The sequence below is a fragment of the Bacteroides sp. AM37-9 genome, from assembly GCF_003603455.1.
Taxonomy (GTDB): Bacteria; Bacteroidota; Bacteroidia; order Bacteroidales; family Bacteroidaceae; genus Bacteroides; species Bacteroides xylanisolvens.
Genome location: NZ_QTNF01000004.1, coordinates 57773 through 71054 on the forward strand (window position 1 = coordinate 57773; position 13282 = coordinate 71054).

The following is a 13282-nucleotide window of genomic DNA, read 5'->3' on the forward strand; positions in this document are numbered from 1 at the left end:
AAAAGTAAAAACGATGAAAGAATATAAATATAAAATCAACGGTAACTCATATAAAGTAACCATCGGAGATATTGAAGACAACATCGCTCATGTAGAAGTGAACGGTACACACTATAAAGTAGAAATGGAGAAACAGCCGAAGCCTGTTGCGAAACCCGTGACAGTACGCCCGATGCCTAATGCTCCTGCTGCTCCTACTCAAGTAGTGAAACCGACCGCTCCATCTACCGGAAAATCAGGAGTAAAATCTCCGCTGCCGGGTGTGATCCTCGACATCAAAGTGAATGTAGGCGATACTGTAAAGAAAGGACAGACCATTATCATATTGGAAGCCATGAAGATGGAAAACAATATCAATGCGGATAAGGACGGTAAGATTACTGCCATCAACGTCAACAAGGGAGACTCTGTTCTTGAAGGTAATGACCTCGTAATTATTGAATAATATGGGAGACTTTATAAACTTTTTAGGAAATAACCTGGCCGACTTCTGGACATACACAGGCTTTGCCAATGCTACGGTAGGGCATGTAGTCATGATTCTCGTTGGCTTGGTATTCATCTATTTGGCAATAGCCAAAGAGTTCGAACCAATGTTGCTGATTCCTATCGGTTTCGGTATGTTGATCGGTAATATACCTTTTAATATGGATGCCGGGCTGAAAGTCGGTATTTATGAAGAAGGTTCTGTATTGAATATATTGTATCAGGGAGTGACCTCCGGCTGGTATCCGCCACTCATCTTTTTGGGTATCGGTGCCATGACGGACTTCTCGGCACTTATCTCTAATCCAAAATTGATGCTGATTGGTGCAGCTGCACAGTTCGGTATCTTCGGTGCATATATGATTGCATTGGAAATGGGTTTCGACCCAATGCAAGCCGGTGCTATCGGTATCATTGGTGGAGCAGACGGTCCGACGGCCATCTTCCTTTCTTCCAAGCTAGCACCTAACCTGATGGGAGCCATTGCGGTGTCCGCCTACTCCTATATGGCGTTGGTTCCGGTGATACAGCCGCCTATCATGCGTCTGCTCACCACCAAGAACGAACGTGTCATCCGCATGAAACCGCCGCGTGCCGTTTCTCACACGGAGAAGGTGATTTTCCCGATCATCGGTTTGTTGCTGACTTGTTTTCTGGTTCCTTCCGGTCTGCCTTTGCTGGGTATGCTGTTCTTCGGTAACCTGTTGAAAGAAAGTGGTGTAACCCGCCGTTTGGCTAATACAGCCAGTGGTCCGTTGATTGATACAATCACTATCCTGTTGGGTCTGACAGTAGGTGCTTCTACGCAAGCTTCCGAATTCCTGACGCTCGACTCTATCAAGATCTTTGCTCTCGGTGCATTGTCATTTGTTATTGCAACTGCCTCCGGTGTCATCTTCGTTAAGATCTTCAATATCTTCCTGAAGAAGGGTAATAAGATCAATCCGTTGATCGGTAATGCAGGTGTTTCTGCTGTTCCCGACTCTGCACGTATCTCGCAAGTGATTGGTTTGGAATACGATTCGACCAACTATTTGCTGATGCACGCTATGGGTCCGAACGTTGCCGGAGTGATCGGTTCAGCTGTTGCTGCCGGTATCCTGCTTGGATTCTTGATGTAAGATATAAGGCAAGAGGGGACGCTTATTTGAACAGTTCTTAAAACAAAAAATAAGATTATCCTAAAAGCCTTGAATTTATAAAATCACCTTTACTGCATCATTGTAGTAAAGGTGATTTTTTATTGTAAGAACTTACCGCCTAAAAAGTATTGCATTTGCTATGGCGTATGCATCGTATCGCATTCCGTTGTGTTATCTTCTCTTATCATTTCGTTAATCTATCTAAAACAGCCTACGAACAATTCGTAATTATAATATTTTTAGTAACTTGCAACAGATAAGTCAAACAACTAAAATAAAATATTATGAAACGGATTATCATTCTATTCTTTCTTTGCTATACTATTCCTTTAATAGCGCAACATACAGACCCTATTCAAGAAGCCATGGCAAATTACGATTATGAGACTGCCCTTTCCCTCATTGCCCAAAAGAAATCCACCCCTCCCCTGCTATTGCAGAAAGGCAAAGCATTGCGCGGACTAGGGCTCACCACAGAGGCACTTGCCACCTATCAGGAAATTATCCGTAATGATACCACAAATACTCGTGCTTTCATCGAAGCAGCCGAATGTTGCCGGACATTAGCTAACTATAATCAAGCCCTGAAATATTATGAACATGCACTCGATCTGAATCCGGAAAACAAATATGTACGTATTCAATATATCAGTTTGCTTCTCTCCCAACAGAAGTTTAGCGAGGCGCTTGGTGAAAGTAGTCTGATGACAGAAAAAGACAGTTCTGCCATTGTCCTGCATCTACAAGCTCAAAGCTTTGAAGGAATGGGCGAACTTCTTCCCGCTGCAGGTTGCTATTACAATATCCAGGCTAAATATCCCGACGATTATCTGGCTGCCAGCAAACTAGGCGCTCTAAATATATCCGGTTCTTATTTCGACGAAGCCATCGAAGCTACAGAAAAATACCGGCAAATTGACAGTACCAACATTTCCGTCAACCGGCAGAACGCTTTAGCATACTGCTTGAAACAAGACTACCCCACTGCCATCCAACGTTATGAATATCTTGTCAGCCAAGGAGACAGTTCTTTTCATACTTGTTATTATTTAGGCATCAGTTACTATGCAGCAGAGAAGTACTACGAAGCTCATGATTTTTTGGAAGTCGCCCGTAAATATGATCCCAACAATATCAATCTCCTTTATTACCTCGGTCGCGCCTGTTCCAAAACTTCCTGGAAAAAAGAGGGCGTAGACTATCTGGAAAAAGCCATTGATCTATCCATTCCCAAAGATAGCAGTATGACTCGACTTTACATCGGGATGACCGACTGTTACAAGATGGCACAAATGTACAAAGAACAGATTGCATCCATCAAAGAACGCTACCAGCGGTATGACAAACAAAACCACAAACTATTGTATGACATGGCCTATATATACTTCTATGACTTGAAAGATAAGAAAAATGCGGAACGCTATTTGGAAGCATTCCTAAAAACACGTCCTAAAGACACTAAAGAAGAAGCGGAAATGAACGAGAGAGGCGAACTTGTTTTAGGAAAATCCAATTATTATAATGCCGCCGCCAACTGGCTGAAAGATATTCAAAGTAAACAAAAAATAGAAGACTTCTTTCAAAATTCCTCTCCACAACTTCCTCTCCCAAAGAAAGATAAATAGATAAGAACTATAAAGCAACTAAAAGGCTGCTACCGGTTTATCGGTAGCAGCCTTTCTTTTATTTATGGAATAATCCGGAGATTATTACTGTGCCAATTTGTTGTCAGAACCGAGCACGTTGATGATTTTGTGCTTGTACAGTTTTTCCATGTTGTCACGAGCCGGGCCAAGATACTTACGTGGGTCGAATTCAGCTGGTTTTTCAGCGAAAGTCTTACGGATAGCAGCAGTCATAGCCAGACGAGAGTCAGAGTCGATGTTGATTTTGCAAACAGCAGACTTAGCAGCTTTACGCAATTCTTCTTCCGGAATGCCGATAGCAGCTTTCAGTGCACCACCATATTTGTTGATAGTTTCCACTTCTTCTTCCGGAACTGAAGATGATCCGTGAAGAACGATAGGGAATCCCGGAAGTTTTTCCATTACAGCGTCCAATACTTCGAAAGCCAATGGAGGAGGAACCATACGGCCAGTCTTCGGGTCGATGTGGCATTGTTCCGGAGTAAATTTGTAAGCACCGTGAGAAGTACCGATTGAGATAGCCAAAGAGTCGCAACCAGTGCGAGTAGCGAAGTCGATTACTTCTTCAGGGTCAGTATATGTGTGATGGTCGGAAGAAACTTCATCTTCTACACCAGCCAATACGCCAAGTTCACCTTCTACAGTTACGTCAAACTGGTGAGCGTATTCAACAACTTTCTTAGTCAATGCTACGTTTTCTTCGTAAGGAAGATGAGAACCATCGATCATTACTGAAGAGAAACCTGAATCGATACAAGATTTGCAAGTTTCGAATGTATCTCCGTGGTCAAGGTGAAGAACGATTTCCGGATGTGCGCAGCCTAATTCTTTAGCATATTCTACAGCACCCTGTGCCATGTAACGCAACAAAGTAGCGTTAGCATACTGACGAGCACCTTTAGAAACCTGAAGAATCACAGGAGATTTAGTTTCAACAGCAGCCTTGATGATAGCCTGCATTTGTTCCATATTGTTGAAGTTGAATGCTGGGATAGCATATCCACCTTTGATAGCCTTAGCAAACATTTCTCTTGTGTTTACCAATCCTAAATCTTTGTAATTTACCATTTTGTTTAAAGTTTATTGTTAGTGAATAAAAATTCTACGCAAAAGTAAGCATTATCCATCGAATAACGAACATCGGAAAGAAAAATATAGTAGAAAAAGGTTTAAATCAGACTGCAAAATTTAGCAGGAATACGAGTGTGACATTAGATTGTAATGTCTACCTTGCAAACTTTGGGATTTATGATTTCTGAATTCTGATTTATGCCTTCGGATTTATATCTCCTTATTTATACCTTATTTATACCTCATTTTTCATCCATTTAATCACCAAAATCTGCATAGCAAATCAGAAATCATAAATTAGAAATCAGAAATTTTAGAAAACCTTTTTCTATTTCACAGAAAAGCATTATCTTTGCGCTCTGAAAATGACCATTACACTATTTCTTACCAAAATAGTAACAGAATATAAATTAAAAAAACAGATACTGAAATGAAAAAAGGCCTTCATCCAGAATCATACCGTCCGGTAGTATTTAAAGATATGTCAAATGGTGACATGTTTTTGTCTAGATCAACTGTAGCAACTAAAGAAACCATCGAATTCGAAGGTGAAACTTATCCGTTGCTGAAGATTGAAATCTCAAACACTTCTCACCCGTTCTATACAGGTAAATCTACATTGGTAGATACTGCAGGTCGTGTTGATAAGTTCATGAGCCGTTACGGTGACCGTAAGAAGAAATAATTCGATCTTTCGTGAAAGATGAAAAAAGAGGAGATTCTCGCAGAGAATTTCCTCTTTTTCGTTTTCTATCCTGCCCCACATTCGTTTTTCATCCTCTTCTATCCTCCTCACAACAAACAGCAGGTCAGTCCGAAAGCCCCCGCCTGTCAGCGTTAAATATCATCCAACAAGAAATCGGCTATATGACGATGCCTGACACCTTCCACATTATCCTGCCACAAGCTGTCCATGCTAACTACATATTTAGGATAATGGTCGTTAATGGCGAGCAAAGGAGCAAACTCCCTCTCAACAGTGGCCTGTGAAGCTAACTGATACGTTACTTGCACATAAATCTTTTCTTCCCGACGGATGGCTACAAAATCCACTTCTTTATCATCCTGTTTGCCTACATACACTTCATAACCCCTCCTTTTCAACTCCAGACAAACCAGATTCTCCAACATACCTGCAATCAACCGGTCACGATAGCCCATCACGGAATAAATCAAAGAAAGGTCACTTACAAAATACTTCTCATTCGTCTGCAGAATTTCCTTTCCTTTAATATCATATCGGGGAATACGTTGAATGATAAAAGCACTTTCCAATGCATTCAGATAATTATAGATGGTATTCATATCCACCTTCCGTTGCTGACTTTTGAAGTAATCGGCTATATTTTTAGCGTTCAGCTTATTGCCTATATTATCGAAAACAAACTTCACTACCCGTTCGAGCAGCTCCACATTCCGGATATTGTGACGCTGCACCGTGTCACGAAGAATGACAGAAGAATAGATGTCGTAGACAATTTTATAGATAGCCTCATATCCATAATCGGCAGTATGTATGGCCGGGAATCCTCCCATACGGAGATATTTCTGAAATTCCTCCTTCCGGTTGAGTGTCGGATCATTGGCCTGCAAGTCATGGAAAGTCAGATATTCTCTAAAAGACAAGGTCATGACATGGAAAGCGACATACCGTCCCGTTAAATAAGTTGCCAGTTCGGACGATAACATACGTGAGTTGGAGCCGGTCACATAAATATCCGTATCCAAATCTACCAGAAGTGAGTTGACCACTTTTTCCCAACCGTCCACTTCCTGAATTTCATCCAAGAGAATATAATATTTACCCGCATCTCCTGCCTGCCCCCGAATATAAGTATACAAAGCCTTCGCCTCTTTCAGATCTATCCACTGAAAACTTTCAAAATTCAGATAGATGATACGTTCTTCACGAACTCCTCTCCTCAACAGTTCGTCACGAATCAGACGCAGCACTACCGACTTTCCACTGCGACGAATACCCGTTATCACTTTCACAAACGGCTTATCTATAAAAGGAACGATTTGTTCCATATACTGTTCACGATTAATCATATTCAAAAGTTTTTAGGGTTATAAGCACAAAGATATACTATTTTCGGAAAGTTTTTAGGGTTATAACCCTAAATAAATCCATAAATTCAGATTCTTTTAGGGTTATAAGCCGAAAAATAAATAAAAGAAATATGACTGAATCCGATTTATTACCAAATAAAGAAAGTACCTTTACCCCAATAATTAATAAAAAATGGAAATAACCGATTTAAAACAAATGACAAAGGAAGAAGTTTTTAATTTCATCAGACAACGCCTTTCTTTCAGTAAAGAGCTGCAAGAACAATTCAGGCATGTGAATAAAGACGCTCTCGCAAAAGAACATCGCAGATTCGAAATGTCCGGAAATGAATCAAAGACAGGCCAATGCACGATTTTCAACACAGCGATTCTGAACGAGTTTGCCGATCTTGGCATCTATGATTATACTTCTTATCTTTTTCTCGACTTCCACAATGGCACTCCAACCGTTTATCTCAAATATTTCTCCGAAAATGAAAATTTGGAATATACATTTACCGGATATACCACAACGGAAATCATCTTTGCAATTCTTGAACTGACTATCTTCTCCGGAAAGCCCAAAAGAAATCGCAGCTAAAAAAAGAATTGCACGGAAAGACAATGCGAGGTCAAAAGACTTTTATGGCTTTCATTTAGGCACGGATTACACGGATTTCGCGGTTTTATCTAATGGAACCGTGAAATCCGTGTAATCCGTACCTAAATAATATCAATCTAATAGATGGTTTTACTTTTGCCTCCCTCCTTTTTATCATCACATTATATTTGCCACCCGTATAGCATATTTACCATCTTTATACCATACTCTCTATTCTCATACCATATTTCCTGCATTTATTTCCTCTTTTCCATCCTATTCCGAAAAAAACATATATCTTTGTCATACGCTTTCTGCCCATCAGCGTGATGAAACAGGCAAAAGCGGTTTTTATTCCTTAATGGAGTAAATAACGTATTGTCTCTCAAACTTGAAAATTAGCAGTTCTTTGTAGAGAGAGATGATACAGCAGATACTCCACGTAGATGGTCGTATATCAACATATCGATTAGAGATGTGTTATATATAAACGTTTGGCGTGGGTGTCTGTTGTTATCATTGTCTTCTACAAGGGTGTTGCTAAGCCTCAAGTTTAGATAATGGTACAACAGCACTCACGCTTTATTGTATCCGGTCGGTTTCAACAATCCTTATACCCCAACCAATTCCCCACCCGACCGAAATCATAAAAATCGTGGGTGTTCGTTGCACCTCTCCGGACAATACGTTATTTACTCCTTTTTTTATAACACATTAAAACAAAAGCGATATGCCAAAATGGATTAGTGTAGAAAAAGCAGTGATTAAGTATCACATCGAAAAAGAAGCGATCCTGCTTTGGGTGGAAATGGGACAATTCCCTATGTTATACATAGACAATGTTCCGAACGTTGACGAAGAATGTATTCTGGAACTCTTTCGCCGAAGTAAAGCCGGCATTACAGCAGAATATATTGATACGCTGGAACAACTGTGCATAGACAAAACAATGGTCTGCGAGAAATACGCCCACATTATTCAATTGAAAGAAAAGGAAATTCAGCTGCAGAAGGAAATAAAGACGTTGATAAACGAAATACAGGCAGCAATGAAGAGACAAAATGAACGGATCCGGGATTTGAAAAAAGCGATTGGAAAGAATAACAACGTTATACGTAGTGACAGTTGGATAAAAAGGCTGCGCAAAAGGTTTCAATGGTGAATAATTATCAGTGTACCAATTACCATGTGGGACATTATTGCACGGTTTTCACCACAGAGGATAAGGAGGGCCGTCCTTTGCCCTTTGCAGCCTATTTCCATTCCCTCCACAGCTTTCTTTAAACTCCTCCATAAGCTCTTTAAAGCCTATATTCAGACAATGAAAAATACAAAATATTTTATTCCATTTATTTAACTAATCATCTATTATATAAGTAATTTTATCCTTTGTAAAGTCAAGTAAATTCACTACATTTACACCACTAACAAGAACTGAAATGTGAGCATTTCAGCACAAAGAAATCTGTATGAAAAAAACGATGAAGAATGACAGTTGCCTGACGGTTTCCCGTCGGGCAGCTATTATCCGCCAAGATGCGGAAGAGAATTACGGCACACTGTTGACACTGGGAGAATCTATGCGCCGTGCATACCAAGTAGAAGAACTGATAGACCGGATGAGATGGGACAACGCCGATTTCTGCCTGCAACGAACAGACGGAACCTGCCTTTCCATTACAGGGACACTGACAGAATATGAACACTATTTCGGCCGCCCCTACTACGAAAACCCCTCCAACAGGTTTCTCCCATACTATGACGTGCATTGTAGAAAATGGCTTACGTGTCGAGTGGCAGGGATTGTATTCGGCTCTTCTGTGAAAAAAAATTAATTTCATGGATTAAATTAGGAAAGTTGTAGGACATATACGAAATAAAGTAGTTACTTTGCAACCGCAAGTAAGAGAAAAAATCATGTCAATGCTGCTTCCTTGTTTTTTGACAGAGGCAGTTATCTGTTTTTCCAGCATTGCTTTTTCAGAACTTCGGAATTAAATCTCCCCTGCTCCGAAAATTCCCTATATTACAGATTACATACACGAAGAGAATACTCCGATTCCATCATGAAGAATGAGTACGATATTTGCTGCTTTCCAAAGAAGTGGCCGGATTCTTCGTATCTGCATTTTCAGAAAAATAGAATTTAAAACAGAAACTAATATATTTTATTATGACAACATCTAATTCAGCAAATACCAAACAATCGAACAACGCATCACAAAAGAGAAAACCGATTCATAACGGTTACTTCAATCACCCCACTTCTTCTTCCAGCAATATACCCATGAGTATTTTGATACGGGAACAAGGACTGGAAATATACGGACTATACTGGGTGATGCTCGAAGAAGCTCATGCACAGCTTAAATGCTGCGTCAATATCCAGACAATGGGAATCATCGCCAATATATTCCATGCCCAACCCGAACATCTTGAGCTCCTCTACCACCATTATTTCCGGCGTCCCGGCAAAGGATACAACTCGCATATACTCTATGCCGACTTTTGCGAAGAATCTGCCATCAGAAGTTATTTCCCGCACCCCCTACTGGCATACACCGACAACGAACTGCTGCGGATGATTATGCAAGACGGACTGAAAGCCTACGGACTATATTGGCTTGTGATGGAAAAGCTCTATCAACAGCCACAACATTTTCTGGCACCGCAAACTGCTTCCTTCATCCAGAACCTTTATGATGTGAGCGACGAACTGATGGAAAGCGTATTATACAATTACGGACTCTTTTATCTGGATGAGAAAATGAACCTCCATTCTAAAGCAATAGACGACTATAGGGAAGCACTTGACAACATGGAAGATGAAAAAAAGCGCAACACGAAACCGCACGTCAATAACTCTCTGAAAACCAACGGAAATGAAGAAAATTTTAACACTCGGGAAATGAAAAAAACGTCAAATATACAGAAAAATCCATCCCCCATTATAAATAAAGAAATAAACAAAAAAAATTCTTCTTCTGAAGAAAGCGGAAAAGAAAAAGAAGAAGAAAATGGTTTGAAGGTGACGGACTTGAACGCTGTGACCCCCGATATGCGCCCCAACGCATGGGAAGAAAATCTACAGGAGGCAATGAACGACACGTCCTGGTATGAAGTCGTAGCCATTCAGTCGGGCATCCCCCGGCTGATGATGGAAGAAAAAGAATGGTTCTTCAACTATTTACGGGAGCAAATCATCTTACGGGGGAATGAAAGCTCGATGAACAGCCTGCACGAAATAAAAAACTATTTCGCCAATCTCACCCGGCAGGGAAGCCATGTGTCATCCACAACGCAGGTGGCACTGAAGAAGTTTCTCAAAAACCGGCAAGAGCAACAGCAATGTTCGCCCTACGAAACCATCACCAACGGAATACGTACCTACGACGGGCATCCCATCCCCGCTTATGCCAAGCCGCGACCTTCGGCGGCACATATCTGGAATCCGGTGACGAACGAATGGACACGATAGCATATTATCTCTCAATCATTTACTAAATATGGATAGATTCAAAGAACTGGGTATTGATACCCACGGTCGCACAAGCGGCAAAATGAAAACAAAATGTCCCTGGTGTCATGCCCAACGGACGGATAAGCGTGATAAATCACTAAGTGTCAACCTCGATACCAAACTGTATTTGTGCCACTACTGCGGCGCACACGGTTCGGCAGCCATATATGCCGGAAAAGGCAGAAAGCTGGGTGATCCGTTGGTCAAATTTCCAACGGCAACAGGTAGTAACTCCAGTTGTCCGCCCACTGAAAAGCCGCACGGCGACCCAGAGCAAGGGGCACTCACACAAAAGCAAATTGAATGGTGTCGTGACGTCCGCCACATTCCGCCGGAAGTATTGGTGGAAGCTGGCGTGGCTTTCGCCTCCATCTCGATGCCTATATCCGGAAAGGAGAAAGGTTGGGAAAAGAGGGACTGTCTCTGCTTCAACTTTTTTGAAAACGGGGAATTGGTGAACACGAAGTTCCGCGACTCACAAAAGCACTTCAAATTGCTACAAGGAGCGCGCACCATCCCTTACAACATCGACGCCATCCGCGACACGCCGGAGTGCATCCTCGTGGAAGGAGAATTTGATGCTCTCTCCTACATGGCTGTCGGCCGGACGGATGTCATTTCCGTGCCGAACGGTGCCAACAGTCAACTGGACTGGCTGGACGAATTGTCGGAATCTCATTTCGAGCAGAAACAAGTGATTTATCTGTCGGTGGACACCGACCGCAAGGGACGGGAACTGTGCCGGGAACTCTCCCGACGGCTGGGGGTAGACCGCTGCCGTATCGTCACCTACGGCGAAGCATACAAGGACGCCAACGAACTGCTCGTAGCGGAAGGCCCGGACGCACTACTGAAGGCACTGGAGGACGCTCCCATCCCCCGCCTGGAAGGTACGTTTACGGCAGAAGACTTACGGGAGGGATTGCACCAACTGTTTGAAGAGGGGTATACCTCGGGCGTGGAATTGGGAATACCGAATCTGGACGAAATCATGAGGCTGGAAACGGGGCGGGTGCTCACCGTCACCGGTATTCCCGGACATGGCAAATCGGACTTTGTAGATGAAATAGTGCTCCGGCTCTGTACCCGCCAAGATTGGCGAGCGGGATATTTCAGTCCGGAGAACACGCCAATCGAGTATCATCATGCCAAACTGGCGGAGAAACTGCTGGGACACCGTTTCCGCAAAGATTTCTCTACGGAGGAGGAATTCGCCCGCGTAGTGGATTATCTTTCGCAACGCGTCTGGCACATTCTCCCGGACGGGGATTTCACACTGGGCAACGTCTTGTCGAAGGCACGCGAACTGGTACACCGTCACGGCATCCGTGTGTTTGTCATCGACCCGTACAATTACATCAACCATCAGATCCCGGCAGGCATGACGGAGACAGGGTATATCGGTTCATTCATGAATAGTCTGGCACGTTTTGCCCGGCTCAACTCCTGCCTCGTCATTCTGGTGGCGCATCCGAGAAAGATGAACAAGCAATACGGCACGCAGAAAACGGAAGTTCCCACCATGTATGACATCAACGGCTCGGCCAACTTTTTCAACATGACGGACTACGGAATAGTGGTAGACCGTCAGGATGAAATGGGGATCGTGTATATACACGTCGAGAAAACCCGTTTCCGTAATTTCGGAACAAAGGGAAACGCAGCGTTCTGCTACGATGTGACCAACGGAAGATATTCCCCTTGTACGCCGCCACCCGAACCGGGCATGCAGGTGCAACCGTGGAAGGGAGCCAAAGACTTATTCTCGTCAGAGGGATGGATTTAGGGATTAAGGCTCTCCCAAATACTTCTCAATCAGCTCCACCTGCAACGGTGTGAGCCAATGTATCCAAAACGCCCAGCCGGTAGCTTCGAGAGCCTCCAGCAGCTCCCGGTTTCGGCGGATGCATTTATTTAAATGTCTTCTTGCCACATCGGCACTTGCATACGGCATATAGAGTAATGCCAATTCCGTTTTCTTCATAGATTTTCTTCTTTTAATTTATTATTTACGTCATGTAAAGATACTGTTTTTTGCGTAGAAATGCAAGCAAATACACAGATATTCAAGCGTTTGCCTTCACTTACCGGCAGATACCGTTTCATGTTTCCTCCCCTGCCGGTTGGGGTATCTTTGCTACTGTAAAAGAGACAGAAAACGTTCGTTTACTGACTCAATAAAATCTTATTTATTCACTTAAAAAGGAGGAAATCAGTATGTTGATTTACAAAGCGGTTCAGTCCAATATCGCATCGAAGGACAAAAAGAAGAAATGGCATCCCTGCCTGATTAAAATGGGAAACGTAGTGGATACGCAAATGATTGGCGAAACGATTGCCGAACGGTCATCACTGACGGCCGGTGACGTGCACAACGTGATCCGAAACCTGATGGCAGTGATGCGCGAGCAGTTGCTCAACAGCCGGACAGTGAAGCTCGAAGGATTGGGCACATTTACCCTGGTGTGCCAGTCACGCTGCAAGGGGGTGGATGAGGAAGCCGATGTTAGTCCGGCACAAATCACGGGATTGCGTTGCCAGTTTACCCCGGAATATACGCGGGATGCCGGTGGAAATATCACCCGTGCGCTGATTCAGGGAGCGACATATATCCACGTCAACCAGTTGACGAAAGCACTGGGAGCGGGAGGCGGTGGAAACGCCGGAGGTTCGGGTGATGACAAACCAAGCGGCGGTGGTCAGGAAGCGCCCGATCCGGCAGCGTGATAGAATAGGTAATAGAGGATAATGTGGTATGGAAAGG

14 protein-coding genes are annotated in these 13282 nt (G+C 43.0%); 11 read left to right on the top strand and 3 right to left on the bottom strand.

Features of this window, described 5'->3' with window-relative positions; translation table 11 throughout:
* The first annotated feature begins 13 nt into the window (after nucleotides 1–13).
* The 3 genes from DW862_RS04150 to DW862_RS04160 all read left to right on the top strand — a co-directional run bounded on the left by DW862_RS04150 (nucleotide 14) and on the right by DW862_RS04160 (nucleotide 3253).
* Nucleotides 14–445 (top strand): biotin/lipoyl-containing protein, encoded by a 432-nt coding sequence (locus tag DW862_RS04150; protein ID WP_004300895.1) that lies wholly within the window; start codon nucleotides 14–16, stop codon nucleotides 443–445.
* A 1-nt stretch (nucleotide 446) separates the two neighbouring features.
* Nucleotides 447–1607, top strand: a complete 1161-nt coding sequence (locus DW862_RS04155) for a sodium ion-translocating decarboxylase subunit beta (RefSeq protein WP_117611226.1) — start codon at nucleotides 447–449, stop codon at nucleotides 1605–1607.
* 305 nt (nucleotides 1608–1912) lie between these two features.
* Nucleotides 1913–3253: a tetratricopeptide repeat protein gene (locus DW862_RS04160; protein WP_120067328.1), complete on the top strand. Its 1341-nt coding sequence runs from the start codon at nucleotides 1913–1915 to the stop codon at nucleotides 3251–3253.
* Nucleotides 3254–3337: 84 nt separating this feature from the next.
* On the opposite strand, the gene DW862_RS04165 is transcribed toward DW862_RS04160, so the two are convergent.
* The gene (locus tag DW862_RS04165) at nucleotides 3338–4342 is read right to left on the bottom strand and encodes a class II fructose-bisphosphate aldolase (RefSeq protein ID WP_009040531.1); all 1005 of its coding nucleotides are present in this window, start codon (nucleotides 4340–4342) and stop codon (nucleotides 3338–3340) included.
* Nucleotides 4343–4775: 433 nt separating this feature from the next.
* Here DW862_RS04165 and DW862_RS04170 point away from each other — a divergent pair, with 433 nt between their 5' ends.
* Entirely contained in the window at nucleotides 4776–5030 is a 255-nt protein-coding gene (locus tag DW862_RS04170; RefSeq protein ID WP_004300906.1) for a type B 50S ribosomal protein L31, read from the top strand.
* A gap of 152 nt (nucleotides 5031–5182) precedes the next feature.
* Here the strand turns inward: DW862_RS04170 and DW862_RS04175 are convergent, their stop codons facing one another.
* The gene (locus tag DW862_RS04175; RefSeq protein WP_120067329.1) at nucleotides 5183–6397 is read right to left on the bottom strand and encodes an ATP-binding protein; all 1215 of its coding nucleotides are present in this window, start codon (nucleotides 6395–6397) and stop codon (nucleotides 5183–5185) included.
* Between the two features lie 193 nt (nucleotides 6398–6590).
* Here DW862_RS04175 and DW862_RS04180 point away from each other — a divergent pair, with 193 nt between their 5' ends.
* The 5 genes from DW862_RS04180 to DW862_RS04200 all read left to right on the top strand — a co-directional run bounded on the left by DW862_RS04180 (nucleotide 6591) and on the right by DW862_RS04200 (nucleotide 12304).
* Complete coding sequence (locus DW862_RS04180) at nucleotides 6591–6998, top strand: hypothetical protein (RefSeq protein ID WP_004321524.1); 408 nt, start codon at nucleotides 6591–6593, stop codon at nucleotides 6996–6998.
* 730 nt (nucleotides 6999–7728) lie between these two features.
* Nucleotides 7729–8160: a hypothetical protein gene (locus DW862_RS04185; protein ID WP_120067330.1), complete on the top strand. Its 432-nt coding sequence runs from the start codon at nucleotides 7729–7731 to the stop codon at nucleotides 8158–8160.
* A 307-nt stretch (nucleotides 8161–8467) separates the two neighbouring features.
* Nucleotides 8468–8833 (top strand): SH3 beta-barrel fold-containing protein, encoded by a 366-nt coding sequence (locus DW862_RS04190; protein ID WP_004311392.1) that lies wholly within the window; start codon nucleotides 8468–8470, stop codon nucleotides 8831–8833.
* Nucleotides 8834–9171: 338 nt separating this feature from the next.
* Nucleotides 9172–10476 carry a Lin1244/Lin1753 domain-containing protein gene (locus DW862_RS04195; RefSeq protein WP_120067331.1) on the top strand — a complete coding sequence of 435 codons (1305 nt, stop codon included), beginning with the start codon at nucleotides 9172–9174 and terminating at the stop codon, nucleotides 10474–10476.
* Between the two features lie 28 nt (nucleotides 10477–10504).
* Nucleotides 10505–12304 carry a toprim domain-containing protein gene (locus DW862_RS04200; protein ID WP_004314206.1) on the top strand — a complete coding sequence of 600 codons (1800 nt, stop codon included), beginning with the start codon at nucleotides 10505–10507 and terminating at the stop codon, nucleotides 12302–12304.
* A 3-nt stretch (nucleotides 12305–12307) separates the two neighbouring features.
* On the opposite strand, the gene DW862_RS04205 is transcribed toward DW862_RS04200, so the two are convergent.
* Nucleotides 12308–12502 carry a DUF4248 domain-containing protein gene (locus DW862_RS04205; protein WP_004304415.1) on the bottom strand — a complete coding sequence of 65 codons (195 nt, stop codon included), beginning with the start codon at nucleotides 12500–12502 and terminating at the stop codon, nucleotides 12308–12310.
* Between the two features lie 50 nt (nucleotides 12503–12552).
* On the opposite strand from DW862_RS04205, the gene DW862_RS25795 reads away from it, so the two are divergent.
* A complete protein-coding gene (locus tag DW862_RS25795) occupies nucleotides 12553–12699 on the top strand; it encodes a hypothetical protein (protein ID WP_008771318.1) in 147 nt (48 codons plus the stop codon).
* Nucleotides 12700–12735: 36 nt separating this feature from the next.
* Nucleotides 12736–13245, top strand: coding sequence for an HU family DNA-binding protein (locus tag DW862_RS04210; RefSeq protein ID WP_004311390.1), 510 nt, complete (start codon nucleotides 12736–12738; stop codon nucleotides 13243–13245).
* Nucleotides 13246–13282: the final 37 nt, after the last annotated feature.